General features: G+C 61.6%; 25 protein-coding genes. 24 read left to right on the top strand and 1 reads right to left on the bottom strand.

All coding sequences use genetic code 11. The features are described from left to right. Nucleotides 1-44: 44 nt before the first annotated feature. Both R6254_RS04265 and yoaA read left to right on the top strand, forming a co-directional pair. The gene (locus R6254_RS04265) at nucleotides 45-248 is read left to right on the top strand and encodes a DUF465 domain-containing protein (protein WP_318404688.1); all 204 of its coding nucleotides are present in this window, start codon (nucleotides 45-47) and stop codon (nucleotides 246-248) included. After that, complete coding sequence (gene yoaA, locus R6254_RS04260; protein WP_318404687.1) at nucleotides 248-2254, top strand: DNA repair helicase YoaA; 2007 nt, start codon at nucleotides 248-250, stop codon at nucleotides 2252-2254. The genes R6254_RS04265 and yoaA overlap by 1 nt, the downstream gene beginning before the upstream one ends. On the opposite strand, the gene R6254_RS04255 is transcribed toward yoaA, so the two are convergent. Beyond that, entirely contained in the window at nucleotides 2217-3041 is an 825-nt protein-coding gene (locus R6254_RS04255; protein WP_318404685.1) for an outer membrane protein assembly factor BamD, read from the bottom strand. The two genes, yoaA and R6254_RS04255, sit on opposite strands and share 38 nt — an antisense overlap. 17 nt (nucleotides 3042-3058) lie before the next feature. On the opposite strand from R6254_RS04255, the gene R6254_RS04250 reads away from it, so the two are divergent. The 22 genes from R6254_RS04250 (at nucleotide 3059) to R6254_RS04145 (ending at nucleotide 25069) form a co-directional block, all read left to right on the top strand. Next, nucleotides 3059-4093, top strand: coding sequence for an RluA family pseudouridine synthase (locus tag R6254_RS04250; RefSeq protein WP_318404684.1), 1035 nt, complete (start codon nucleotides 3059-3061; stop codon nucleotides 4091-4093). Between the two features lie 103 nt (nucleotides 4094-4196). After that, nucleotides 4197-4910, top strand: a complete 714-nt coding sequence (gene scpB / locus R6254_RS04245; RefSeq protein WP_318404682.1) for an SMC-Scp complex subunit ScpB — start codon at nucleotides 4197-4199, stop codon at nucleotides 4908-4910. An 11-nt stretch (nucleotides 4911-4921) separates the two neighbouring features. Beyond that, entirely contained in the window at nucleotides 4922-6565 is a 1644-nt protein-coding gene (locus tag R6254_RS04240) for a pseudouridine synthase (protein WP_318404680.1), read from the top strand. Between the two features lie 112 nt (nucleotides 6566-6677). Continuing rightward, nucleotides 6678-7103 (top strand): nucleoside-diphosphate kinase, encoded by a 426-nt coding sequence (ndk, locus tag R6254_RS04235; protein WP_318404679.1) that lies wholly within the window; start codon nucleotides 6678-6680, stop codon nucleotides 7101-7103. 96 nt (nucleotides 7104-7199) lie between these two features. Then, nucleotides 7200-8345, top strand: a complete 1146-nt coding sequence (gene rlmN, locus R6254_RS04230; RefSeq protein ID WP_318404678.1) for a dual-specificity RNA methyltransferase RlmN — start codon at nucleotides 7200-7202, stop codon at nucleotides 8343-8345. Next, nucleotides 8342-9151 carry a type IV pilus biogenesis/stability protein PilW gene (pilW, locus tag R6254_RS04225; protein ID WP_318404677.1) on the top strand — a complete coding sequence of 270 codons (810 nt, stop codon included), beginning with the start codon at nucleotides 8342-8344 and terminating at the stop codon, nucleotides 9149-9151. Before rlmN ends, pilW begins: the two co-directional genes overlap by 4 nt. Then, nucleotides 9144-10121, top strand: coding sequence for a helix-turn-helix domain-containing protein (locus R6254_RS04220; RefSeq protein ID WP_318404675.1), 978 nt, complete (start codon nucleotides 9144-9146; stop codon nucleotides 10119-10121). The genes pilW and R6254_RS04220 overlap by 8 nt, the downstream gene beginning before the upstream one ends. Then, complete coding sequence (gene ispG, locus R6254_RS04215) at nucleotides 10121-11395, top strand: flavodoxin-dependent (E)-4-hydroxy-3-methylbut-2-enyl-diphosphate synthase (RefSeq protein WP_318404674.1); 1275 nt, start codon at nucleotides 10121-10123, stop codon at nucleotides 11393-11395. Before R6254_RS04220 ends, ispG begins: the two co-directional genes overlap by 1 nt. Nucleotides 11396-11403: 8 nt before the next feature. Further along, nucleotides 11404-12717: a histidine--tRNA ligase gene (gene hisS / locus R6254_RS04210; RefSeq protein WP_318404673.1), complete on the top strand. Its 1314-nt coding sequence runs from the start codon at nucleotides 11404-11406 to the stop codon at nucleotides 12715-12717. A 52-nt stretch (nucleotides 12718-12769) separates the two neighbouring features. Beyond that, complete coding sequence (locus R6254_RS04205; protein WP_318404672.1) at nucleotides 12770-13480, top strand: YfgM family protein; 711 nt, start codon at nucleotides 12770-12772, stop codon at nucleotides 13478-13480. Then, a complete protein-coding gene (bamB, locus tag R6254_RS04200; RefSeq protein WP_318404671.1) occupies nucleotides 13477-14643 on the top strand; it encodes an outer membrane protein assembly factor BamB in 1167 nt (388 codons plus the stop codon). The genes R6254_RS04205 and bamB overlap by 4 nt, the downstream gene beginning before the upstream one ends. A 33-nt stretch (nucleotides 14644-14676) precedes the next feature. Beyond that, nucleotides 14677-16020: a ribosome biogenesis GTPase Der gene (gene der, locus R6254_RS04195; RefSeq protein ID WP_318404669.1), complete on the top strand. Its 1344-nt coding sequence runs from the start codon at nucleotides 14677-14679 to the stop codon at nucleotides 16018-16020. 17 nt (nucleotides 16021-16037) lie between these two features. Beyond that, nucleotides 16038-16340, top strand: coding sequence for an RNA chaperone Hfq (gene hfq / locus R6254_RS04190; protein WP_318404667.1), 303 nt, complete (start codon nucleotides 16038-16040; stop codon nucleotides 16338-16340). After that, complete coding sequence (hflX, locus tag R6254_RS04185; protein ID WP_318405206.1) at nucleotides 16337-17518, top strand: GTPase HflX; 1182 nt, start codon at nucleotides 16337-16339, stop codon at nucleotides 17516-17518. The genes hfq and hflX overlap by 4 nt, the downstream gene beginning before the upstream one ends. A gap of 43 nt (nucleotides 17519-17561) precedes the next feature. Then, a complete protein-coding gene (hflK, locus tag R6254_RS04180; protein ID WP_318404666.1) occupies nucleotides 17562-19001 on the top strand; it encodes an FtsH protease activity modulator HflK in 1440 nt (479 codons plus the stop codon). Between the two features lie 12 nt (nucleotides 19002-19013). Beyond that, nucleotides 19014-19919, top strand: a complete 906-nt coding sequence (gene hflC / locus R6254_RS04175; RefSeq protein ID WP_318404665.1) for a protease modulator HflC — start codon at nucleotides 19014-19016, stop codon at nucleotides 19917-19919. A 6-nt stretch (nucleotides 19920-19925) separates the two neighbouring features. Beyond that, complete coding sequence (locus tag R6254_RS04170; RefSeq protein ID WP_318404664.1) at nucleotides 19926-20114, top strand: DUF2065 domain-containing protein; 189 nt, start codon at nucleotides 19926-19928, stop codon at nucleotides 20112-20114. Nucleotides 20115-20242: 128 nt separating this feature from the next. After that, nucleotides 20243-21457, top strand: coding sequence for an ATP phosphoribosyltransferase regulatory subunit (locus tag R6254_RS04165; RefSeq protein ID WP_318404662.1), 1215 nt, complete (start codon nucleotides 20243-20245; stop codon nucleotides 21455-21457). Nucleotides 21458-21513: 56 nt separating this feature from the next. Next, nucleotides 21514-22863 (top strand): adenylosuccinate synthase, encoded by a 1350-nt coding sequence (locus R6254_RS04160; protein WP_318404661.1) that lies wholly within the window; start codon nucleotides 21514-21516, stop codon nucleotides 22861-22863. 87 nt (nucleotides 22864-22950) lie between these two features. Continuing rightward, complete coding sequence (locus R6254_RS04155) at nucleotides 22951-23475, top strand: phosphoribosyltransferase (RefSeq protein WP_318404660.1); 525 nt, start codon at nucleotides 22951-22953, stop codon at nucleotides 23473-23475. Between the two features lie 209 nt (nucleotides 23476-23684). Continuing rightward, entirely contained in the window at nucleotides 23685-24872 is a 1188-nt protein-coding gene (locus R6254_RS04150; protein WP_318404659.1) for a PLP-dependent transferase, read from the top strand. Between the two features lie 26 nt (nucleotides 24873-24898). Next, nucleotides 24899-25069, top strand: coding sequence for a hypothetical protein (locus R6254_RS04145; RefSeq protein ID WP_318404657.1), 171 nt, complete (start codon nucleotides 24899-24901; stop codon nucleotides 25067-25069). Nucleotides 25070-25075 lie beyond the last annotated feature (6 nt).

Raw genomic sequence — 25075 nt, 5'->3', positions numbered from 1 at the left:
ATCGACGTATTATCAGATGAAGCAGCCTGCGCGGATAAAAAACCTTGGACTTAAATTTACACTCACCGGAGCGCCGCCTGATTGACCTCAAAATCGAACATGCGGACCTCAATGCCCTGGTGGACATCACTTCACACGCCATCCCGATTGACGAGTTGATGCTCAGGCGTCTTAAAAAACGCCGTCTCTTGCTGCGCGACGCAATATCCCAACTCGAGCTCTCCCTGGACCCCCCTGAACCTGCCTGATGAACCTGGAGTCTCAAGTCCTGGCGGCCTTCGACCCCGAAGGCGTGTTGTCGCGTGCCGCCGACCACTTTGTTCCCCGCAGCGGGCAGACCGAGATGGCGCTGGCCGTGGCGCGTGCCATTGAAGGTGCTTACCCCCTGGTGGTGGAAGCCAGCACCGGGGTCGGCAAAACTTTTTCCTACCTGGTGCCGGCGCTGCTGAGCGGCGAACGTGTGTTGCTGTCCACGGCCACCAAGGCTTTGCAGGATCAGTTGTACGGGCGCGACCTGCCGGCCCTGGTGAAAGCCTTGGGTGTGCCGGTCAGCACCGCCTTGCTCAAGGGCCGCGGCAGCTACCTCTGCTTGCACCGGATGGAGATGGCCCGCCATGATGCGGGCTTTCCGGAGCGTACGTCGCTTCGTGCACTCAGCAAAGTCGAGGAGTGGTCACGCGTGACCAACACCGGTGATCTGGCGGAACTTCCCGGCCTGGACGAAAAATCGCCGGTGATTCCCTGGGTGACCTCCACGCGGGAAAACTGCCTGGGCTCCCAATGTCCGAAATTTCGTGCCTGCCATGTCAACCATGCCCGCCGTGAAGCCCTGGCGGCGGACGTGGTGGTGATCAACCACCACCTGTTTTTTGCCGACATGGCGGTGCGCGAATCGGGCGTCGCCGAACTGTTGCCAACGGTGCGTATCGCGATTTTTGACGAAGCCCACCAGCTCAATGAAACTGGCGTGCAGTTTTTGGGTAAAAACCTGTCGACCGGGCAATTGCTGGATTTTTCACGCGACATCTTGGGCACCGGTTTGCAACTGGCGCGCGGTCTGCAGGACTGGCAGTCACTGGCAGGCGCCGTCGAACACACCGCGCGTGAATTACGCCTGTGTGTGGGCAAAGCCTACCCCGGCAGCAAGCTGCGCTGGACAGAGTCTGTGCCGGAAAGCCTGGAGCCCGAGGCCTGGATTTCGGCGCTGGCGGCGGTGTCTACCGCGCTGACCGAGGCTTGCGAAGCGCTCAACACCGTCAGTGAAATGGCGCCCGATTTTGTACGCCTGCAGGAACGTGCCGCGGAGTTGGCTGCGCGGGCTCTGGCGTTCACTGGTCCCGCGGAGCCGGGCGGTGTCCGCTGGCTGGACGTGGGCATGCAATTGCGGCTGGTGGAGTCGCCGCTGGACATTGCCAAAGCGATTCAGGCCAAGGTGTTCACGGACGACAAGGCCGCCGCCAAGTCCTGGATTTTTACCTCGGCCACCCTGGGCGATGACGAACAACTAAGCTGGTTCACCGAGCCCTGTGGTTTGACCGAAGCGCAAGTGTTACGCGTCGGCAGTCCTTTTGACTATGCCCGCCAGGCCGCTTTTTATGTGCCGCGAAATTTCCCCAAACCGGGCGACCCCACACATACCGCGGCGGTGGCTGCGTCTGCGGCGGACTGGGCGAGCCGCTTGGGTGGTCGCACCATGGTGCTGACCACCACATTGCGGGCCTTGCGTGCTATCGGTGATGCCTTGCAGGCAAGGTTTGAGAACTGCAGCGACATCGAGGTGCTGGTGCAGGGCGCGATGCCCAAACGAACGCTGATCGAACGTTTCCGCCAGGCCGACGCGCATGGCGGCCGGGGTTGTGTGCTGGTGGCGTCTGCGTCGTTCTGGGAGGGCATCGATGTGCCGGGAGACGCGCTGCAATTGGTGATCATTGACAAGCTGCCTTTTCCGCCACCCAACGATCCCATGGTGGAGGCGAAGTCCAAGTTGCTGGAGTCGCAAGGCAAAAGCGCCTTCAGCGACTACTTTCTTCCGGAGGCTGCGGTGGCTCTGAAGCAGGGCGCCGGGCGTTTGATACGCCGCGAAACCGATCAAGGTGTGCTGGTGGTGTGTGACAGCCGGCTGGCGTCCATGGGTTACGGCAAGCGCCTGCTGCGTGCCTTGCCGGCGATGCAACGCCTGGCGTCAGAACAAGAGCTGAACGACAGGCTGGATCTGCTTACCAGAAGCGATACCACGGCGTATCAACCGACCTGACACCCTTGGTCAGGTACTCGCTTTTCGGGTAGGTTTTTTCCATCACCCGTTTGGCATCGTCGCGCAGCTGGGCCATGCCCAGGGCATCGTAAGACTTGTACAAAATAAAGAGCGCATCTTCCAGCACCGGCACATCCCGGTAGTCGGTCAGCGCGGACTGGGCGCGGTTGATGGCCGAGACGTAAGCGCCGCGGCTGTAGTAATAACGCGCCACATGCACCTCATACTGCGCCAGCGAATTGACGATGTAAGTCATGCGCAGGCGGGCGTCGGCGGAGTATTTGGACTCGGGAAAACGGTTAATCAGCTCCTTGAAGGCTTCAAAGGACTCCTTGGCCGCTTTCTGGTCGCGTTCGGAGAGATCCTGCTTGTACAGGAAGCTGAAGAGGCCCAGGTTTTCGTTGAAGGTGACCAGGCCTTTGAGGTAGAGGGCGTAATCAATCGCCGGGCTGGCGGGATGCAGCTTCATGAAGCGGTCCAGTGTGGCCTGGGCCTGGGCTTGCTCGCCGCCTTTGTACTGGGCATAGGCTTTTTCCAGCTGGGCTTGCTGGGCCAGTGGCGTACCGGCCGCGCGGCCTTCCAGTTTTTCGAACAGCGGAATGGCTTTGTCGTAGGCGCCGGCATTGGCTTCGTCCCGGGCTTCTGCGTAAATTTTGTTCGGGCTCCAGGCGGCTGTCGGGTCCTTCACCTTGGTGGAAGAGCAGGCCGAAAGAGCGAGCACGCAAACGATCAGGGCCGCTGAAAAAGGCGTCGTCGCTGGAACAACCGATAATTTGGTGGAAAACATCGCAATTGATCCTGTAAATGACTGATTCTGTACAAAGCAAACTAATTATATCGAGCGCCACTGAGGCGGACATCCTGCCGGAAGAGGTCCTGGGCGACGCGGAGGCTGGCGCAGAGTTTGAATTGCGCCAGGTGATGGTTCCTGTGGGCAGCCATGGCGAGCGTCTTGACCGCGCGCTGGCTGGCATTGTGCCCGAGTTTTCCCGCAGCTATCTGCAGCAATTGATCGAGGCGGCGGCCGTCAAGATCAACGGCGCAACCATCACCAAAGTCTCGTCCAAGGTGAAGGCTGGCGACGACCTCCAGATCGAACTCAAACCCACACCGCAAAGTCAGGCTTTCAAGCCCGAAGCGATGGAACTGGAGATTGTGTTTGAGGATGAACACTTGCTGGTGGTCAACAAGCCGGCCGGCCTGGTGGTGCATCCGGCCCCCGGCAACTGGAGCGGCACCTTGCTCAATGGCTTGCTGGCCCGTGATCCGCAGGCCAGCCTGCTGCCGCGCGCCGGCATTGTGCACCGGCTCGATAAGGACACCAGCGGTCTGATGGTGGTGGCACGCCGACGCCAGGTGATGGACCAACTGGTGGCCATGATTGCCGAGCGGACGGTCAGCCGCGAATACCTGGCAGTGGCCCACAACGCCTGGCAAGGGTCGGCGGCGCGGCAGGTGGAGGCGCCCGTCGGACGTGATCCTCGCAACCGCTTGCGCATGGCGGTGGTGGATCTGGAAAAAAATGCCGGAAAAACGGCGTCCACCGGGATTTTTCGGCTGGGCAGCGAGGGCGACTTCTGCCTGGTGCGGTGCAAGCTGCAGACCGGGCGGACGCATCAGATTCGTGTGCACATGGCCTCGATCGGCCATCCGCTGGTGGCGGACGAGGTTTATGGCGGCCGACCCGCGGCCGGGCTCACGCGCCAGGCCTTGCATGCCTGCCGACTGGCTTTTGAGCACCCCGTGACGCAAGAGGCGCTTGAATTCAAGTCGCCGTTGCCCGCTGATCTGGCGGCAGCCGTGGAAAGTTTGGGGCTGGGATACAATCAGGGTCAGTAGTTTTCTGCTACCCGCACATGACGCCCGCCGAAGAAGCCGTGGCGCGTGAATGTGAATTGCGCTTCCCGGCGCCTATATCTCGAATAATTTCGGAACCAAGTACATGAATACGACGGATGCCAAGCGCGTCCTCGAAACGGCACTTATTTGCGCTCAGCAGCCACTGCCTCTGCGTGACATGGGTGTTTTGTTCAACGGGGCGATGACGGCCGATACCCTCAAACTTCTGCTTGAGGACTTGCAGAACGACTGGGCCGGACGAGGGGTAGAACTGGTACATGTGGCCACCGGCTGGCGTTTTCAGAGCCGGCCGCAGATGCGCGAGTTCCTGGATCGCCTGCACCCTGAAAAGCCGCCGCGTTATACACGTGCCACGCTGGAAACCCTGGCCATCATCGCCTACCGCCAGCCGGTGACCCGGGGCGACATGGAAGATATTCGCGGCGTCACGATCAACAGCCTGCTGCTCAAGCAGCTGGAAGACCGGGGTTGGGTGGAGGTCATTGGCCACCGCGAAACCGTCGGGCGCCCCGGCCTGTACGCCACCACCCGGCAGTTCCTGGACGATCTGGGTGTCGAGTCACTGGATCAACTGCCCGCCATGGACAACGCGGCGGGGCAGGCCTCCATGCTGGAGCAGATTGAGTTTGGTCTGGCGGCGCCTGTGGCCGCTGAGGAGACGGTTCCGGACGAGGCCGGGCTACCCGCCGATGCGGAGGTTGAAGTGCTTTGTGCCACCGACCCCGCTTCGGCCGATTTTGAAAGCTTGCAGGATACCTCGCTCAACAGCCAGGCATCCACTGATCCACACGCCTGAACGTAAACCGCATGAACCAACACGACAACCCGGCTTCGGCCCCCCCGGCTCCTCAGAATGAAGAGTCAAATGAGGCTCCAGCCCTTATCCCACAAGCGCAGGAAGCTATTGATTTGGTAGCGACTGAGGCGCCGGCCGCCGATGCGGCTGCTGGCAAACCCGCCCGTGCGGAGTTGGCGGAGTCAGATTTGGGCTATCGTTTTGACGACGTGGTGACCGGCAAGTTTGATGCCGACGAGGAAGACGTTGCGCTGGAGCTGCCCAAGCGGGTGTTGTTGCCCCAGCCGGAAACCCCCAAGCTGCACAAGGTGCTCGCGCAGGCGGGTCTGGGTTCGCGGTTGGAAATGGAGCAACTGATCCTGGAAGGGCGGATTTCCGTCAACGGCGAGCCGGCGCACATCGGCCAGCGCATCCAGTTTGGCGACACCGTCAAGGTCAATGGCAAGCCGATTCGCGTGCGTATCGATCCGCCGCCTCCGCGCGTGATCGCCTATCACAAGCCTGCCGGCGAAGTGGTCACCCATGACGACCCGCAAAACCGGCCCACGGTGTTTCGCCGTTTGCCCAAGCTGTTTCAGGGGAAATGGCAGTCCGTCGGTCGCCTGGATCTGAACACCGAAGGCCTGCTGCTGCTGACCAGCTCCGGCGAGCTGGCCAACAAGCTGATGCACCCCCGTTTTGGCCTGGAGCGCGAATACGCGGTGCGGGTGCTGGGTGCGCTCAGCAACGAAGAGAAAAAACGCCTGCTTGAGGGTGTGACTCTCGAGGATGGCCTGGCGCAGTTCAGCTCGATTGAAGCTGGCGGAGGCGAGGGCGCCAACTGCTGGTACCGGGTGACCATTTCCGAGGGGCGCAACCGCGAGGTGCGCCGCATGTTCGAGGCGGTCGGCCATGCCGTCAGCCGCCTGATCCGGATTCGTTACGGCGCCGTGGTGCTGCCACGTGGTCTCAAGCGCGGCGCTTTTGTCGAGCTCGACGAGCACGACATCCTGGCCCTGACCGGTGCGATTGGTCGCGCGGAAGCCCGCGCCGATTCGCGGGGAGCAAGAAACTCCGCCGAATCCGGTGATGCGCCTGCCGGCGAGGGTCGCCCAGACCGTGGTCCGCGCAGAAATGACCGCTCACGCGGCGGCGCGCGGGGACGGCCGGATGCCGGGCCTGCCCGATCGCCCAATCAACAGAGCGGTGGCGCCCAGCAGGAGCCGAACGAGTTTCAGCCGCCCAGGAGCCACAGCGATGCGCCGCGTGACGCCAATCAGCGTCGCGGCGGCAAAGGCCGTGGGCCAGGCGGCGGCAATGGCGGCGGCGCCCCCCGATCCGGCCCGCCCGGCAATTTCGGCGGAAATCCCGGGCGCGGTCCCAAGCGCCGTGATGACGCGGGTGGCCGTGGTGAGCGCAACGACAAAGGCTCGGGTGGCGCCCAGCCCGATCCGATGAAAACTTCTTTCGGCTACATCGGCGCGGAAACCTTTACCCGTCAGCGCCAGGCGCAAGGACAGGGTCCGCGACGTGGTGGGGGTGGTGGTTTTGGCGCTGGTGGCGGCGGCGGCGGCGGTGGTGCAGGCCCGCGCCGCGGCGGCAGCGGCGGGGGCGGTGGCAACCGCAGTGGCGGTAATCGCGGCAGTGGCGGCGGCAACCGGGGCGGAAACCGCTGACCCCAGCGGTAGCAACACACGCCTTTTTTGACCAGGGCCATTGGCTGCGGGTTAAAATCAGAGGCTTTATTCGATTTGAATAAATCAAGAAAATCAAGGTTAAGGAAATCTCATGGCGATCGAACGCACTCTCTCAATCATCAAACCCGATGCCGTGGCAAAAAATGTCATCGGTCAAATCTACGCACGTTTTGAAGCTGCAGGCCTGAAGGTGGTCGCTGCCCGCATGGCGCACCTGTCGCGCGGTGAAGCCGAAGCTTTTTACGCTGTGCACAAAGAGCGTCCTTTCTTCAAGGATCTGGTCGAGTTCATGATTTCCGGCCCGGTCATGATTTCCGCGCTGGAAGGCGAAAATGCGATCCTCAAACATCGCGATCTGATGGGTGCCACGGACCCGAAGAAGGCTGACGCCGGTACCATCCGCGCCGACTTCGCCGACAGCATTGATGCCAATGCCGTGCACGGTTCTGATGCCGTCGAAACTGCCCAGGTGGAGATCAGCTTCTTCTTCGCGGGCATGAACATCTACGCGCGTTAATCACATGGCTGCCCCCACGCTTCGCTGCCCCGCCACGGGGTCGTCGCTTGCCCGGGGCGGCTTTTCGCGGTGCCTCGCAGCCCGCGGCTTCTCGCAATGACAACCAACCTGCTTGATTACGATCTGGACGGGCTGGCAGCTTTTTGCGAGCGGCTCGGAGAAAAACGTTTCCGGGCCACCCAGCTTTTCCGCTGGATTCATCAAAAAGGCGCGACCGGTTTCGATCAGATGACCGATCTGGCCAAGTCCCTGCGCGAAAAACTTCCCGCATCGGCGCATATTGCCGGCCCCCAGGTGGTGTCGCGCCACGATTCGGCCGACGGCACCATCAAGTGGCTGTTCGACGTCGGTGCCGGTGATGTGATTGAAACCGTTTTTATTCCCGAATCCGATCGCGGCACCCTGTGTATTTCGTCGCAAGCGGGTTGCGCCGTGGGTTGCCGTTTTTGCTCGACGGGACACCAGGGTTTTAGCCGGAATCTGACCACCGCCGAGATTCTCGGCCAGCTCTGGTTTGCCGAACACTTTCTGCGCAAGCACCTCGGCAAGGACGAACGTGTTGTCTCCAATGTCGTGATGATGGGCATGGGCGAGCCCTTGCAAAATTATTCTCAGTTGCTGCCGGCCTTGCGCGTGATGCTGGACGACCATGGCTACGGCCTGTCGCGCCGGCGTGTGACGGTTTCGACCTCGGGCGTGGTCCCCATGATTGACCGCCTGGCGCAAGACTGCCCGGTGGCCCTCGCGGTGTCCTTGCATGCGCCGGAAGACGAGCTGCGCAGCAACCTGGTGCCGCTGAATAAAAAATACCCGATTGCCGAACTGCTGGACGCCTGCAGCCGTTACCAGGTGGCAGCCCCCCGAGATTTCATTACTTTTGAATATTGCATGCTCGACGGTGTGAACGACCAGCCCGAACATGCGCGCCAACTGGTGGCCTTGATGCAGCGGCATGCGGTCAGCGGCTTGTCCTGCAAGTTCAACCTGATTCCCTTCAACCCATTTCCAGCCTCGGGCCTGAAACGTTCGGACATGCCGCAAGTGATGGCGTTTGCCAAAATCCTGATGGATGCCGGCATGATCACCACGGTGCGTAAAACCCGGGGTGACGACATCGATGCAGCCTGCGGCCAACTCGCCGGCGACGTGCAGGACCGGACCGGCGTCGAGCAACGCATGGCGTCACAGCGGCAAGGTATGCTCAAAGGCATCAAGATCGTTTCCAAAGAGGTTGGTGTATGAAGCTCGTCCGCAATACCCTGTGGCTTTCTGCCTGTTGGGCGGCCGTGCTGCTGGCCGGCTGTGCCGGCCATGCGGGTGCGCCGGCGGCCGGGAGCGGGCATCCGGAGATCTTCACCGAATCGGATGAAACCGATGGCCGCAAGCGCGCCCGCCTTCGGCTTGAGCTGGCCGCCAATTATTTTCAGCAGGGCCAGACGAATGTGGCGCTGGATGAACTCAAGCAGTCGCTGGCCGCCGACCCCACGTATGCCGACGCACATAACCTGCGTGGTCTGGTCTACATGCGCCTGAACGACAACGTGTTGGCGGAAGACAGCTTCCGCCGCGCGATGACGCTGAATCCGCGGGATGGCAATGTGTTGCACAACTACGGCTGGCTCTTGTGCCAGCAAGGTCGCTACAGCGAGTCCGTCGCGACCTTCGCGCGCGCCATTGCCAGTCCCTCGTATGACGGGCAGGCCAAAACCCTGATGACGCAAGGCCTTTGCCAGGAACGTGCAGGCCAGCGTGCAGAAGCCGAACGCAGCCTGTTGCGTTCTTACGAGTTGGACCCGGGCAATCCGCTGACGGGTTACAACCTGGCGAACCTGCTGTTTCAGCGCGGCGATCTCACGCGTTCACAGTTTTACATTCGCCGCTTGAACAACAGCGACCTGGCCAATGCGGAAACCTTGTGGTTGGGTGTCAAGGTCGAGCGCAGCCTGGGTGATCGCGACGCGATGACGCAACTGGCCGGTCAATTGAGAAAACGCTTCGGGCAGTCGCGCGAGGCGGCAGCCTATGACAGAGGGGCTTTTAATGAGTGAGTTCGATGGCCAGTTGCCAGGCCATAACGCCATGACACAGGGGGAATCCTTGTCGAATACGCCGACAGTCAGCGCCGGAACCCTGCTGCGGCAGGCCCGCGAGGCCGCCGGCCTGCATATTGCCGCGCTGGCGGTGGCTTTGAAGGTGCCGGTGAAAAAATTGGAAGCGCTGGAAGCCGACAGGCTGGACGAGTTGCCCGATTCGGTGTTTGTGCGTGCGCTGGCGTCCAGTGTCTGCCGCACCCTCAAAATCGATGTGGCGCCGGTGCTGGCACTGCTGCCGCAAACCGGCAAGTCGCGTGTCGGCGAACATGGCCCCAGCATCAACACCCCATTCCGTGCCCCCAACGACGCGCCGGGCCCCTCCTTGTGGGCACATGTGTCCCGGCCCGCCGTTTTGGCAGGTTTGTTGTTGCTGCTGGGTGCGCTGGTGCTGATCTTTTTGCCAGCAATGCAGTTGCAACCCAAGGCAGACATGTTGACCACCGTCCCAGCCGCTGATGCGGGGCAGGTCCAAATCGAACCCCAAGCCGTTTCCCCGAATGTTGTCACGACCACCCTGGACGTGCCGGGTAGCGCCAACGCTGCTGTCCCGGTCAGTCCGGCTGAACCTGTTGCTGTGACGCCTACCTTGCCGGTCGCAGCGGTGTTGGCGCCGCCTTTACCCGTTGCCGCTCCCGCAGTCCCCGTTCCCGCGACGCCCATCGTGGCCGGCGTGGCGCCAGCCGCAGCCGCCGGCATCATTCTTTTCACGGCCAAAGGTTCTTCCTGGGTCGAGGTCACCGATGCCAAAGGCACGGTGGTTTTGCGCCGCACCCTGGCCGCCGGAGAAGCGGCTAGCGCCTCGGGCGTCTTGCCCCTGGCCGCCGTGGTGGGCCGGGTTGACGCCACACTGGTGCAGGTGCGTGGTCAGGCTTTCGATTTGAACGCCGTGAGCAAAGACAACGTCGCACGGTTTGAGGTGAAATAGTGGCAGCTTGTTTACCTGTTGAATCGGCAGCGCCCAAGGCGCGTGTCTCGTCGCAGGCCCGCGTGGTCTGGGGTTCGCGTGTGGTGACGGTGGGGGGTGACGCGCCTGTGCGTGTGCAGTCCATGACCAATACCGACACGGTGGATGCGATCGGCACGGCCATCCAGGTCAAGGCGTTGGCAATTGCGGGCTCGGAGATGGTGCGTATCACCGTCAACACCCCCGAAGCCGCGCAGCAGGTCCCCTACATCCGCGAGCAGCTTGATCGCATGGGCATCGATGTACCGCTGATCGGCGACTTTCACTACAACGGCCACCGCCTGTTGACCGACTACCCGGCCTGCGCCGAGGCTTTGTCCAAATACCGCATCAATCCCGGCAATGTGGGCAAGGGCGACAAACACGACCGGCAGTTTGGCCAGATGATTGAAGCGGCTGTGCGCTGGAACAAGCCTGTGCGTATCGGCGTCAACTGGGGCAGCCTGGACCAGGAACTGCTGGCCAGCCTGATGGACGAAAACAGCCGCCGTGCCCAGCCCTGGGATGCCAAGCAGGTGATGTACGAGGCCTTGATCACCTCGGCCATTGACTCGGCCGTGCTGGCCGAACAGCTGGGCATGGATAAAAACCAGATCATCCTGTCCTGCAAGGTCAGCGGTGTTCAGGATTTGATCTCGGTCTACCGCGAACTGTCCAAACGCTCGCGTTACGCGCTGCACCTGGGCCTGACCGAAGCCGGCATGGGCACCAAAGGCACGGTGGCCTCCAGTGTGGCCCTGGCCGTGTTGCTGCAAGAGGGCATTGGCGACACCATCCGGGTGTCCTTGACGCCTCAGCCCGGAGAAGCACGCACCCAAGAGGTGCTGATCGCGTCTGAAATTTTGCAGGCACTGGGCCTGCGCAGTTTTGTGCCCAGCGTGACCGCCTGTCCCGGCTGCGGCCGCACCACCAGCACCACCTTCCAGGAATTGACCAAAGAAATTGACGATTTCCTGCGCGCCCAGATGCCGGTCTGGCGGGCGCAATACCCGGGTGTCGAAAAACTCAAGGTCGCGGTCATGGGTTGTATCGTCAATGGCCCGGGTGAAAGCAAACATGCCGACATCGGCATCAGCCTGCCGGGCTCCGGCGAAGCGCCGGCAGCACCGGTTTATATTGATGGCGAGAAAAGTGTGACCCTGCGCGGCGATCGGATTGCGCAGGAGTTCCGGGTCATTGTCGAAAACTACATTGAAAAGCGCTTTGGCACGCACGCCGTCGCCCAGGTCGCTTAACTAATTCCATGGCTGAAAAACTTACTGCCGTCAAAGGCATGAACGACATATTGCCGCCTGATTCGGCGCGCTGGGAATGGCTTGAGGAAAAAGTCCGCTCCCTGATGGGGCGTTATGCCTACCGCAATATCCGCACCCCCATCCTGGAGCACACGCAGCTGTTTGTGCGCGGCATCGGGGAGGTCACCGACATTGTCGAGAAGGAAATGTATTCCTTTGAAGACCGTTCGGACAAGCATGGCAGCCATGATCACCTGACCATGCGGCCGGAAAACACCGCCAGCGTGGTCCGTGCCGTCACCGAGCACAACCTCTTGTACGAAGGCGGCAAACGCCTGTATTACATGGGGCCTATGTTTCGCCGCGAGCGGCCGCAGCGCGGGCGTTATCGCCAGTTTCACCAGATAGGCGCCGAAGCCCTGGGTTTTGCCGGCCCGGACATTGATGCCGAACTGATCCTGCTGGCCGCAGCGCTCTGGAAAGAGCTGGGTCTGAGCGACTGGCGCCTGGAGATCAACAGCCTGGGTCAGCCCGAAGAACGTGCCCAACACCGTGCCGAGCTGATTGTTCATTTGGAGAAACATGCCGATCTGCTCGACGAAGAAGCGCGTCGACGCCTGCACAGCAATCCGCTGCGTATTCTGGACACCAAGAACCCGGCCATGAAAGTGGTGGTGGAGAGTGCGCCCCGGTTGATCGATTTTCTGGGCCCGCAATCGCTGGCGCATTTTGAAGGCCTGAAAGCCATTCTGGATGCCAACGAGATTCCCTGGACTCTGAACCACCGTCTGGTGCGTGGTCTGGACTATTACAACCTGACGGTCTTTGAGTTTGTGACCGACCGCCTGGGTGCCCAGGGCACGATTTGTGCCGGTGGCCGTTATGACTATCTGATCGAACAAATGGGTGGCAAATCAGCGCCTGCCGTGGGTTGGGCGCTGGGTGTCGAACGTGTGCTGGAGCTTCTGAAGGAGCAGGGCAGCGCCATCGACCTGCCGGTGCCCGATGCCTACGCCATCATTCCCGATGCGGCGGCCTTGCCTGTGGTGTTGAAAACGCTCCAGGCCCTGCGCGCGGCCGGTGTCAGCGTGCAGATGCACGGTAGCGGCGCAGAGGGCATGGGCAGCATGAAGTCGCAGTTCAAAAAAGCCGACGGCAGTGGCGCACGTTTCGCCCTGATTTTTGGCGAAGCCGAGCTGGCCGAGGGCAGAGTGGCTGTGAAAGCCTTGCGCGGTGACAAGGGCGAGGCCGCGCAGGCCCAGACCTTGCAGCCGCTGGACAATATTCCCTCGTGGGCGCAGGGCTTGCGCACAGGCGGCTGACGGCAGCCCCCTACAATCAACACAAATCACTGAACAGAACAAGAAGAGCTATATGGCAAAACATCTCGATTTGGAAGAGCAGGAACAGCTTGATGAGCTGAAACACTTCTGGAAGCAATACGGCAACCTGATCACCTGGGCGCTGATTGTCGTTTTTGGCTCGGTGGCCGCCTGGAACGGTTACCACTATTGGCAGCGCAGCCAGGCGGCGCAGGCCGCCGTCATGTACGACGAAGTGGAGCGTGCTGCCGTCTCGGGTGATACCACCCGGGTGGACCGCGCGCTGGCCGACATGAAAGAGCGTTTTGGCAGCACCACGTTTGCGCAGCAAGCTGGCTTGCTCGCGGCCAAGACTTATTTCGACAAGGGCAATATCGACGCCGCCAAGGCCGCCCTGGAATGGGTCGCCGGCAAAAGCGCCGACGAAGGTTACCAGGCCATCGCTAAATTGCGCCTGACCGGTGTGTTGGTCGAGACCAAGGCCTATGACGAGGCGCTCAAGCAGCTGTCCGGAACTTTCCCGAAAGATTTCACCGCTTTGGTGGCTGATCGCCGTGGCGACATCTTCACCGCGCAAGGCAAAAAGACCGAGGCCAAGGCCGAGTATGAAAAAGCCTACCAGGGCATGGACGACCGCACCGAATACCGGCGCCTGGTCGAGGTCAAACTCAATGCGCTGGGTGTGAACCCGTCGGCGGCATTGCCCAGCACTGCGGCCGTGGCTGCAGCTTCTTCCGTGTCCGTGACCGAGGTGAAGCCGTGATTCTTAAGTCTTTCAGACCTCTGGCCCTTTCTGTTAAAGCGCCAGTAGCTATTGTTTTGATAGCGGCCCTGTCGGGTTGCTCGATGTTCAGCGGTTTTTTCAGCAGCTCGGGCAAAAAGCCGCAGCCGGCCGAATTGCAGCCTGTGGTGGCACTGGTGCCGGCCAAGCTGGCCTGGAGTGCACGTATCGGCGAGGTGAGTTTTCCCCTCGAAGTCGAGGTGGCGGGTGACACCGTGGTGGTGGCCAGCACCGATGGTGCGGTCGCCGCACTCGATGCGCGTACCGGCCGTGATGTCTGGCGTACCAACATCGGCACACCCATTGCCGCCGGTGTCGGCAGCGACGGCAAAGTGGCCGCCGTGGTCACACGCGGCAATGAAGTCGTGGCTGTGGCCAGTGGTCGTGAAATCTGGCGCCAAAAACTGTCGGCCCAGGCCTTCACCTCGCCCTTTGTGGCCGGCGGCCGTGTTTTTGTGCTGGCCGCCGACCGTTCGGTCAATGCCTTTGACGGCCAGACTGGGCGCAAGCTCTGGTCCCAGCAACGCCCCAGCGAGCCGCTGGTGCTGCGCCAGGCTGGCGTCATGCTGGCTGTGGGTGACACGCTGGTGGTTGGCATGGCCGGCCGCTTGACCGGGTTGAACCCGCTCAACGGCAGCATTCGTTGGGAGGCCCCGATTGCCTCGCCGCGCGGTATCAACGACGTGGAGCGCCTGGTCGATCTGGTCGGTTCCGTCAGCCGCACCGGCAACACAGTCTGTGCCCGAGCCTTCCAGGCCAGCGTGGGCTGCGTGGATGCCGAGCGTGGCACCTTGCTCTGGAGCAAGCCCGCCAACGGCGCGCAAGGTCTTGACGGCGACGACAAGTTTGTCTTTGGCACCGAATCCGATGGCCGGGTGCTGGCCTGGCGCCGCACCGATGGCGAAAATGCCTGGAACACGGACCGCCTGCAATACCGCAGCCTGACGGCGCCACTGGTGGTGGGCCGCTCGCTCGCCATCGGCGACTCTGCCGGTTTTATCCACCTGCTGTCGCGTGCCGATGGTTCCCTGTTAAACCGGCTCACGACCGATGGCTCACCCGTGGCAGCTTCCCCGGTACTGGCTGCCAACACGCTGGTCGCGGTGACGCGCTCTGGCACCGTTTACGGCTTTGCGCCTGAATAATTCAACCGGCCTTTGTGGTCGTGAAATGTATTGATGAAACCTGTAATTGCCCTGGTCGGTCGTCCCAATGTGGGGAAATCGACACTTTTTAACCGGCTGACCAAATCGCGGGATGCGATTGTGGCCGACTACGCCGGTTTGACGCGGGACCGCCATTACGGCAATGGCCGGCTTGGCTCGCAGGAGTTCATCGTTATCGATACCGGCGGCTTCGAGCCCGACGCCATCGACGGTATCTACAAGGAAATGGCCAAGCAGACGCGGCAGGCCGTGGCTGAAGCCGACGTCGTGGTGTTTGTGGTCGACGCACGTGCCGGCGTCAATGCCCAGGATCACGAGATTGCGCGTTATTTGCGCAAACTGGGCAAACCGACAGTGCTGACCGCCAACAAGGCCGAAGGCATGACCGAGGGCGTGCAGCTTTCCGAGTTTTTTGAGCTGGGCCTGGGCGAAATACTACCGGTCTCGGCATCACACGGGCAGGGCATGCGCACGCTGGTTGAGCTGGCGCTGCAGCCCCTAAAGCTGCCGGACCCCGACGAAGACGGCCCGCAGGACGATCCGTCGGTGATCAAGCTGGCCGTGGCCGGCCGTCCCAATGTTGGCAAATCGACCTTGATCAACACCTGGTTGGGTGAGGAGCGCCTGGTGGCGTTTGACCAGCCTGGCACCACACGTGACGCGATTTCCGTGCCTTTCGAGCGCGCCGGGCAGAAGTTCGAGCTGATCGACACCGCCGGTTTGCGACGCAAGGGCAAGGTCTTCGAGGCGATCGAGAAGTTCTCCGTCGTCAAGACCTTGCAGGCCATCGAAAGCGCCAATGTTGTCTTGTTGCTGCTGGACGCGACCCAGGGTGTGACTGACCAGGACGCCCATATCGCCGGTTACATCCTGGAGAGCGGCCGCGCGGTGGTGCTGGCCGTGAACAAATGGGATGCCGTGGACAGCTACCAGCGGGAAACCCTGGAGCGTTCCGTTGAAACCCGTTTGTCGTTTCTGAAATTTGCCGCCATCCACAATATTTCAGCCATCAAGCGCCAGGGCCTGGGGCCGGTCTGGAAGTCCATCATCCAGGCCCACGCCTCGGCAACCCGCAAAATGTCCACGCCGGTGCTGACGCGTCTGTTGCTCGAAGCGGTGCAGTTCCAGAGCCCGCAACGGGCCGGCATGTTCCGACCCAAGCTGCGTTACGCGCACCAGGGCGGCATGAACCCGCCCATCATCATTGTTCACGGCAATTCGCTGGAACATGTGACCGAATCCTACAAGCGTTTCCTCGAAGGGCGCTTCCGCAAGGAGTTCGACCTGGTGGGCACGCCGCTGCGCATCCAGATGAAATCGTCGAGCAACCCTTACGCGGACAAAGATTCGACCTAGGATGACGTCCACAGCCTATGGGCTGTGGTAAGGTGAAGCCCTATCAACTCTTGAACACGGAAAATATCGTGAGCAATAACAAAGGTCAGCTCTTGCAGGACCCCTTCCTCAATACTTTGCGCCGTGAGCATGTGCCGGTTTCGATTTACCTCGTCAACGGCATCAAACTTCAGGGCCAGATCGAATCTTTCGATCAGTATGTGGTCCTTCTGCGTAATACTGTCACGCAGATGGTCTACAAACACGCGATTTCGACCATCGTTCCCGGTCGTGCAGTCAATTTTGCTGCAGCAGAATCTCAAGAAAGCCCAGCCAGCTGAGTTCGCAGGACTTCTCCCAGACATCTCCACCCCTGGCCATCCTGGTCGGGGTTGATCTGGGCTACCCCAATTTTGATGCCGGCCTTGAAGAGCTGGGCTTGCTCGCGCAAACTGCGGGTTTGCAGCCTGTTGCCCGTGTCACTTGCAAACGCAAGGCGCCCGACGCGGCTTTGTTCATCGGCAGCGGCAAAGCTGACGAGATCAAGATGCTGGCCCTGGAGACGGGTGCCAGCGAAATCCTGTTCGACCAGTCCCTGAGCCCGGCCCAGCAGCGCAACCTCGAGCGGGTGCTCGGTTTGGCGGTCAATGACCGGACCTTGCTGATCCTGGAGATTTTTGCCCAGCGTGCACGCAGCCACGAGGGCAAGCTGCAGGTCGAACTGGCACGTCTGCAATACCTGTCGACCCGACTGGTCCGGCGCTGGTCGCATCTGGAGCGGCAAACCGGCGGTGCCGGCGTGCGCGGCGGCCCGGGTGAAAAGCAGATCGAGCTGGACAAACGCATGATCGGCGAGGCCATCAAGCGCACCAAAGAACGCCTGAGCAAAGTCAAAAAACAACGGCAAACCCAACGCAAGCAACGTGGTCGCCGAAATGCCTTCACGATCTCGCTGGTGGGTTACACCAATGCTGGCAAATCGACGCTGTTCAACGCCTTGGTGAAGGCGCGTGCCTACGCGGCCGACCAGCTGTTCGCCACCTTGGACACCACCACGCGGCAACTTTACCTGGGGGATGCCGGACGTTCCGTGTCGCTGTCGGACACCGTGGGTTTTATCCGCGACTTGCCTCACGGCCTGATTGACGCGTTTGCCGCCACCTTGCAAGAAGCGGCCGATGCCGACTTGCTGCTGCATGTGGTGGACGGTGCCAATCCCAACCATCTGGAGCAGATCGAGGAAGTCCAGCGTGTATTGTCCGAGATAGGTGCTGCCGATGTGCCGCAAATTCTGGTCTTCAACAAGCTGGATGCCCTTGAAAAGGCACGCTGGCCGCTGCAGCTAAGTGACAGCTTTGAAATCAAGGACGCCTTTTCCGACACCGGCAAGCGGGTCGATCGGGTGTTTGTCAGTGCGCAAAGCGGTGAAGGTTTGCCTTTGCTGCGCGAGTTGCTGGCGCGGCATGCCGCATTGCCACCGGCCGAAGATACCCTCCCAATAAGTGAGGCTGTCGCCTGATTGGGCACAATGTCGAAGTCATTAAAAAAAAGAGCTTGATTCCATGAACCTGAACCCTGTGCTACAGACGCTGACAACCCTGCCGGGACGCCTGAGGCAAGGCGCCCGAGGAATGTTCAATCTGAACGATCCACGCTGGGGCCGCGACGACGACAACAAAGCTTCTCCCGACGAATCCAAGCCGGAAGCTGGCCGCGACGAGAATGCTCCGGTCCGGCCTCCAGCAGCGCCGAATCGACCGCAGGGGCAGCAAGGCCAGGGTCCGAATCAGGGCCCGCCCGATCTGGATGAGTTGTGGCGTGACTTCAACCGCAAGCTCGGTGGCTTGTTCGGTGGCGCCAAAAATGCGGGTCAGCGTGCGCGCGGCAACGGTGGTAATGGCGGCATGGGTGGGGGCGGCAATGGCGGCCCCGGTGGTTTCCAGCCCGACATGAAAAGTGCCGGCATCGGCGTTGGCCTGATCGCCGGTGTGGCTGTCCTGATCTGGCTGGGCACGGGTTTTTTCATCGTGCAAGAGGGCCAGCAGGCCGTGATCACGCAGTTCGGCAAGTACAAGTCAACCGTAGGGGCCGGTTTCAACTGGCGCCTGCCGTATCCGGTGCAGCGCCATGAAATGGTGGTGGTGACACAAATCCGTTCGGTCGACGTGGGTCGTGACACCGTGATCAAGGCCACCGGCCTGCGCGAGTCGGCCATGCTGACCGCCGATGAAAATATCGTCGAGATCAAGTTTGCCGTGCAATACCGCCTGAGCGATGCCCGTGCCTACCTGTTTGAAAGCAAGGACCCCGCCGGCGCGGTGGTGCAGGCGGCTGAAACCGCAGTGCGCGAAGTCGTCGGCAAGATGCGTATGGACGCTGCGCTCGGCGAAGACCGCGACAAGATCGCGCCGCAAGTACGCATGCTGATGCAGACCATCCTGGACCGCTACAAAGTGGGTGTGGAAGTGGTGGCCATCAACTTGCAGCAAGGCGGTGTGCGTCCGCCCGAGCAGGTGCAAGCCGCCTTCGACGACGTGCTCAAGGCCGGCCAGGAGCGCGAACGCGCCAAGAACGAAGCCGAGGCTTACGCCAATGACGTGATTCCGCGGGCTGTGGGTTCCGCATCGCGCCTGAAAGAAGAGTCCGAAGCTTACAAAGCCCGTATCGTGGCGCAGGCACAGGGTGATGCACAGCGCTTCCGTTCGGTCTTGGCCGAGTACCAGAAGGCGCCGCAGGTCACGCGTGACCGCATGTACACCGACACCATGCAGCAGGTCTACACCAACGTGACCAAGGTTCTGGTCGAATCGCGCCAGGGTTCCAACCTCTTGTACCTGCCGCTGGATAAGATCATGCAGCAGTCGACCGCAAGCGGCGCCGCCGGCGGTGAGCCGACCTTGTTGCCGGGTGCCGCAGCGCCCGCCGCCCCGAATGTGCCCGCCACCAGCACCGATTCACGTGCCCGTGATGCGTCCCGTACGCGTGACCGCGACACCCGTTAAGAGGAAGATACCGTGAACAGAGTTGGATTTATTGCTTCTTCGTTGCTGGTTGTGCTTGCACTGGCCAGTTCCATGTTGTTTGTCGTCGATCAGCGGCAATTTGGTGTGGTCTACGCACTCGGCGAAATCAAGTCCGTGGTGACCGAGCCCGGCTTGCATTTCAAGTTGCCGCCGCCGTTCCAGAACGTGTCTTATATCGACAAGCGCCTGCTCACGCTGGACAGCACCGATGTGGAGCCTATCTACACCGCCGAAAAGCAGCGTGTGGTCATCGACTGGTATGTGCGCTGGCGCATCAGCCAGCCGTCCGAATACATCCGCAATGTCGGGACGGACGAACGTGCGGGTGCGAATCAGTTGAACCGGGTGGTGCGTAATGCCTTCCAGGAAGAAATCAACAAATACACGCTCAAGGACTTGTTGTCGCAAAAACGCGAGGTCTTGATGGTCGACGTCAAACGCGAAGTGCTTGAAAAAGTGCGCGGCGCCCAGCCTCTGGGCATGGACGTGGTCGACGTGCGTATCACGCGTGTGGACTATGTTGAAGCCATCACCGAGTCGGTTTACCGCCGCATGGAAGCCGAACGTAAACGGGTAGCCAACGAACTGCGCTCCACCGGTGCTGCCGAAGGCGAAAAAATTCGCGCCGATGCCGACCGCCAGCGCGAAATCACAATTGCCAACGCCTACCGTGATGCCCAGAAGATCAAGGGTGAGGGCGATGCCGAGGCGGCACGCACTTACGCCGAATCATTTGGCCGCGACCCGCAGTTCGCCCAGTTCTACCGCAGCCTGGACGCCTACAAGGCCAGCTTCAGCAAGAAGAGCGACGTGATGGTGCTGGACCCGTCTTCGGACTTCTTCAAGGCCATGCGTGGTTCAGGCTCGGGCACTGCTCCGGCTCCGGCCAAGAAGTAATTCTCCTTGGACAGCAGCACGCTTTGGCTGGCGCTGGCCTGCCTGCTCGTGATCGAGGGCCTGCTGCCGTTTTTTTCGCCGGGTGGCTGGCGCCGCATGTTTGAGCAAATCCTCAAGATGAGCAACGGCCAGATCCGGTTTTTTGGCCTGTGCAGCGTGCTCGCAGGCTTGGCCTGGATCGCTTTTCTGCTTTGACAATTCTTGCCTGACGCGAGGGGCGGGCGCCTGTAATTGGGCTCGCTTTTCGCTGCCAATTCCCGAGCGGGCCGGAAACCGCGTCCAAGCCCGGTAAAATCCTGTTTTTAACAGCCTACGATAAATACATGCCCGCCTGGTCGTCATCATGGCAATTGCCGGATCAAATTGCCGATGTCCTGCCTTCCGAGGCGCGTCACATCGAAGAACTGCGTCGTTTGTTTCTGGACACGGCACGCAGCTACGGCTACGAACTCGTCATGCCCCCGCTGATGGAGCACCTGGAGTCCCTGCTCACCGGCACCGGTGAAGCACTGGACCTGCAGACCTTCAAGCTGGTGGACCAGCTCTCGGGCCGCACTCTGGGCCTGCGCGCCGACACCACGCCGCAAGTGGCGCGTATCGACGCCCATTTGCTGAATCGCCAGGGCGTGGCCCGCCTGTGTTACTGCGGCCCGGTGGTGCATACCCGCGCAGACCGCCCCTACGCCACGCGTGAGCCATTGCAGTTTGGTGCCGAGATTTATGGCCATGCCGGACTCGAAGCCGACCTCGAAGCCCAGTTGCTGGCGTTGCAGGGCTTGAGCGCCGCCGGCGTGACACAACTGTCTGTGGATATGGCCGATGTGCGCATCGTCAGCAGCTTGCTGGCGGGCGCCAAAATCAGCCCCGCCATGCTGGCGCGGATTCACGCGGCCCTGGCCGGCAAAGATGCCAGCGAGCTGGCCAGCCTGAGCACCAGCCTGGGCAGCGAGATCTCCGCCGCCGCGCGCCAGGGCCTGCTGGCGCTGCTGCAGTTCTACGGTGACGAAAAAGTCTTGCAAGAGGCTGAAAAAGCCTTCCAGGCCATGCCTGAAGCGCTCAAGGCGCTGCAAAACTTGAAATGGCTGGCGACGCATGTCGGCAACCTCGCCGGCGAGGTCAAGATCGGTTTCGATCTGGCCGACTTGCGGGGTTACGCCTATTACAGCGGCACCCGTTTTGCGATTTATGGCCATGGCCAGCGCGAAGGCGCACAAGGCGCCGAGCTGGTGCGCGGCGGCCGTTACGACGAAGTCGGTGCGGTGTTCGGGCGCAACCGCCCGGCCGCAGGCTTCAGCCTGGATTTGAAGGAACTGGTCAGCGTGTTGTTGCCCAAGCCGCTGAAAGCCGCGATTCGTGCGCCCTGGGGCGAAGAGGCCGGCCTGCGCGCCGCCATTGCCCAGCTGCGCGCCAGCGGCGAAACCGTGGCCTGTGTGTTGCCCGGCCATGAACATGAAGTCGACGAGTTTTACTGTGACCGCGAACTGGCCAGCGTGGCCGGCCAGTGGCAGGTCCAGCCCCTGGGCAAAACGCCAGCCTGACCGGCACGGCGTTCGACCCCGCATTCCGCAATCCATTCTTAGTGAGTAAACCGATGATGACAAAAACATTAGCCGCCAGCCCCGGACGCAACGTGGTGGTCGTGGGCACCCAATGGGGTGACGAAGGCAAGGGCAAGCTGGTCGACTGGCTGACCGAAAGTTCGCAAGGCGTGGTGCGTTTCCAGGGCGGCCACAACGCCGGCCACACGCTGGTCATCAACGGTGTCAAAACCGCCTTGCACCTGATCCCCAGCGGCATCATGCGCCCCGGTGTCAAGTGTTACATCGGCAACGGCGTCGTGTTGTCGGCGGCCAAGCTGTTTGAAGAAATCGAAGGCCTGGAAAAAGCCGGTGTGGAAGTGCGTTCGCGCCTGCGCATCAGCGAAGCCTGCCCGCTGATCCTGCCTTTCCACGCGGCGATTGATATCGCCCGCGAAGCTTTCCGCGAAAAAGGCGGCGTGACCAAGATCGGCACCACCGGCCGCGGCATCGGCCCTGCTTACGAAGACAAAATCGCCCGCCGCGCGTTGCGCGTGCAAGATTTGAAGTACCCCGAGCGTTTTGCCACCAAGCTGCGCGAGCTGCTGGACCTGCACAACTATGTGCTGACCGGTTACCTGCATGCCCCGGCCATCGATTTCGACACGGTCTACAACGAGGCCATGAAACACGCCGAGTTGCTCAAACCCATGATGGCCGACGTCTCGCGCGAACTCAACGACGCGCACGCTGAAGGCGCGAACCTGCTGTTTGAAGGCGCGCAGGGCACTTTGCTGGACGTGGACCATGGCACCTACCCCTATGTGACCTCCAGCAACTGCGTGGCCGGCAATGCCTCCGCCGGCGCGGGTGTCGGCCCCGGCATGCTGCATTACATCCTGGGCATCACCAAGGCGTATTGCACCCGTGTGGGCGGTGGCCCGTTCCCGACCGAGCTGGACTGGGAAACACCTGGCACGCCGGGTTACCACATGAGCACCGTGGGCGCCGAAAAAGGCGTGACCACAGGCCGCAGCCGCCGTTGCGGCTGGTTTGACGCGGCCTTGCTCAAGCGTTCTGCGCAAGTCAACGGTTTGTCCGGTCTGTGTATCACCAAGCTGGACGTGCTGGACGGCATTGAGCAACTGGAACTGTGCACCGGTTACGAGCTGGACGGCCATATCACCGATATCCTGCCCATGGGTGCCGACGACATTGCCCGCTGCACGCCGATTTACGAAACCCTGTCGGGCTGGACCCAAAGCACGGTGGGTGTGACCGACTACGACAAGCTGCCTGCCGCAGCCCAGCGTTACCTGAAACGCATCGAAGATGTCACCGGCGTGCCGGTCCACATGATTTCCACCAGCCCGGACCGCGACCACACCATCTTGTTGCGCGACCCCTTCGCGGCGCCGGCGGTGTAAGTCGGGTTTTAAAAAAGTTTCAAGCCAAATCGTGGCCTGGCCCAGTATCTGTGGGCGTAACCAGCTATTTAATCAGGAGCATTTTTCATGTTGACCGAAGACGGCAAGCACCTTTATGTCAGTTATGACGAATACCACAACCTGATTGAAAAACTGGCGCTCAAGATCTACCAATCGGGCTGGGAGTTCGACACCATTCTGTGTCTGGCGCGTGGCGGCATGCGGCCGGGCGACATCCTGTCGCGTATTTTCGACAAGCCGCTGGCCATCATGTCCACCAGCTCTTACCGTGCCGAAGCCGGCATGGTGCAGGGCAAGCTGGACATCGCCCGCTACATCACCACCCCGCAAGGTGAGATCGCCGGCAAGGTGCTGCTGGTCGACGACCTGGCCGACACGGGCCACACGCTGAACGCCGTGATCAACCAGTTGCGCGACAACTACGAGCCGATTTCCGAGCTGCGCAGCGCCGTGATCTGGACCAAGGGCGTGTCGACTTTCCAGGCGGACTATTCGGTCGAGTTTTTGGCCACCAATCCGTGGATTCACCAGCCCTTCGAAAGTTACGATTCGATGCGGCCGGCGCAGTTGATGGAGAAGTGGAAAATTTAGCCCCCACGGTCGCTCACTGCGTGTAGCTTCCTGCCCCCCGAGGGGGCCGTTGCGCCTGCGGCCCGGCGTAGCCGGTTCCGCGGCCCTGGCTGGTGGAAGACCGAGCCTCGCGGAGCTCGTCTTGGTCATTGCGGGCTTGATCCGCAATCCATGCCGGCACTCCAAGAGGGATGGTTCATGGCATGGTCGCCTGCCGTTAACATCGGTGCATGAGCGACATTTCCACCCAACTGATCCACCACGCCTACCGGCCGCCGTCCGGTTTTGAGTCTGTCCAGCCGGGCGTGCACAAGGCTTCCACCATCCTCTTCCCCAGTGTTGCGGTCCTGCGTCAGCGCGACTGGAAACACAAGACCGGCTACACCTACGGCCTGCACGGCACACCCACGACCTTCATACTGGAAGAGCGTATCGCCACGCTGGAAGGCGGTCAGTTCTGCACCCTGGTGCCCAGCGGGCTGGCGGCGGTGGCGCTGGTCGACATGGCGCTGCTCAAGGCTGGCGACGAGGTCCTGATCCCCGACAACGCCTACGGCCCGAACAAGGCCTTTGCGCAGCACGAACTGGCGGCCTGGGGCATCAGTTACGCCTATTACGACCCCATGCGGCCCAGCGATCTGGCGGCCAAACTCAGTGCCAGAACCCGCCTGGTCTGGCTGGAAGCGCCGGGTTCGATCACGCTGGAGTTTCCCGACCTGCCGGCACTGGTGGCCGTGGTCAAGGCGCACGGCGACGTACATCCGGATGGCATCGTCACGGCGCTGGACAACACCTGGGGTGCGGGCGTGGCCTTTAACGCTTTTGCGCTGGGCGCCGACATCTCGGTCCAGGCCCTGACCAAATACCCCAGCGGCGGCGCGGATGTGTTGATGGGCTCGGTGGTCACGCGCAACGACGCCTTGTACCAGTTGGTGCATTTTTGCCATATGCGCCTGGGTTTCGGCGTCAGCGGCAACGACGTCGAACTGGTCTTGCGCGGCCTGGGTAGCCTGGCCTTGCGTTATGCGGCGCAGGACAGCGCCACCCGCAGCCTGGCCATCTGGTTGCAACAGCAGCCGCAGATTGAGGCGGTGTTACACCCGGCGCTGACCGGCTCGCCTGGCCACGCGGTCTGGCAGCGCGACTGCACGGCGGCGGCCTGTCTGCTCAGCGTGGTGTTCAAGCCGGCTTTTACGCAGGCCGAGATTGATGGTTTTTGTGACCGCTTGCAACTGTTTCAGCTGGGCTACAGCTGGGCCGGCCCCATGAGCTTGTGTGTGCCTTATGACGTGCCCGCGATCCGCAGCACGCCCTGGCCTTATACAGGCGGTCTGGTGCGCTTTTCCATCGGCTTGGAGGCTACCTCCGACCTGCAGGCCGACCTGGCCCAATCGCTGGCTGCGATGCAGTACAGTTAGGGCTATATTCCTGAAGAAAGTACGCCGTGGCAACTCCCAATTATTCCTACGAAAAACGCCAGAAAGAGCTGGCCAAAAAGAAGAAAAAAGAGGAAAAACTCAAACGCAAGGCCGAAGGCAAGCCGGACCTGCCGGACGATGAGGGGACTGACGGCCAGGAAGCCGGCACGCCGCCCGCCACCGATGCAGCACCCTGAAGGGCG

The sequence above is a fragment of the Polaromonas potterensis genome (genome assembly GCF_033446725.1).
GTDB lineage: Bacteria > Pseudomonadota > Gammaproteobacteria > Burkholderiales > Burkholderiaceae_C > Polaromonas.
This window is presented reverse-complemented; position numbering and strand designations above follow the sequence as displayed.

Bases quoted from the DNA above. Each gene is read 5' to 3' on its own strand.
- hfq (WP_318404667.1), top strand. From the start codon at position 16,038: ATGGGCTGTGGTAAGGTGAAGCCCTATCAACTCTTGAACACGGAAAAT.
- der (WP_318404669.1), top strand. From the start codon at position 14,677: ATGAAACCTGTAATTGCCCTGGTCGGTCGTCCCAATGTGGGGAAATCG.
- R6254_RS04250 (WP_318404684.1), top strand. From the start codon at position 3,059: ATGACTGATTCTGTACAAAGCAAACTAATTATATCGAGCGCCACTGAG.
- R6254_RS04240 (WP_318404680.1), top strand. From the start codon at position 4,922: ATGAACCAACACGACAACCCGGCTTCGGCCCCCCCGGCTCCTCAGAAT.
- yoaA (WP_318404687.1), top strand. From the start codon at position 248: ATGAACCTGGAGTCTCAAGTCCTGGCGGCCTTCGACCCCGAAGGCGTG.
- hflK (WP_318404666.1), top strand. From the start codon at position 17,562: ATGAACCTGAACCCTGTGCTACAGACGCTGACAACCCTGCCGGGACGC.
- pilW (WP_318404677.1), top strand. From the start codon at position 8,342: ATGAAGCTCGTCCGCAATACCCTGTGGCTTTCTGCCTGTTGGGCGGCC.
- R6254_RS04205 (WP_318404672.1), top strand. From the start codon at position 12,770: ATGGCAAAACATCTCGATTTGGAAGAGCAGGAACAGCTTGATGAGCTG.
- scpB (WP_318404682.1), top strand. From the start codon at position 4,197: ATGAATACGACGGATGCCAAGCGCGTCCTCGAAACGGCACTTATTTGC.
- R6254_RS04155 (WP_318404660.1), top strand. From the start codon at position 22,951: ATGTTGACCGAAGACGGCAAGCACCTTTATGTCAGTTATGACGAATAC.
- R6254_RS04160 (WP_318404661.1), top strand. From the start codon at position 21,514: ATGACAAAAACATTAGCCGCCAGCCCCGGACGCAACGTGGTGGTCGTG.
- R6254_RS04165 (WP_318404662.1), top strand. From the start codon at position 20,243: ATGCCCGCCTGGTCGTCATCATGGCAATTGCCGGATCAAATTGCCGAT.
- hisS (WP_318404673.1), top strand. From the start codon at position 11,404: ATGGCTGAAAAACTTACTGCCGTCAAAGGCATGAACGACATATTGCCG.
- ndk (WP_318404679.1), top strand. From the start codon at position 6,678: ATGGCGATCGAACGCACTCTCTCAATCATCAAACCCGATGCCGTGGCA.
- rlmN (WP_318404678.1), top strand. From the start codon at position 7,200: ATGACAACCAACCTGCTTGATTACGATCTGGACGGGCTGGCAGCTTTT.
- R6254_RS04255 (WP_318404685.1), bottom strand. From the start codon at position 3,041: ATGTTTTCCACCAAATTATCGGTTGTTCCAGCGACGACGCCTTTTTCA.
- R6254_RS04220 (WP_318404675.1), top strand. From the start codon at position 9,144: ATGAGTGAGTTCGATGGCCAGTTGCCAGGCCATAACGCCATGACACAG.
- R6254_RS04150 (WP_318404659.1), top strand. From the start codon at position 23,685: ATGAGCGACATTTCCACCCAACTGATCCACCACGCCTACCGGCCGCCG.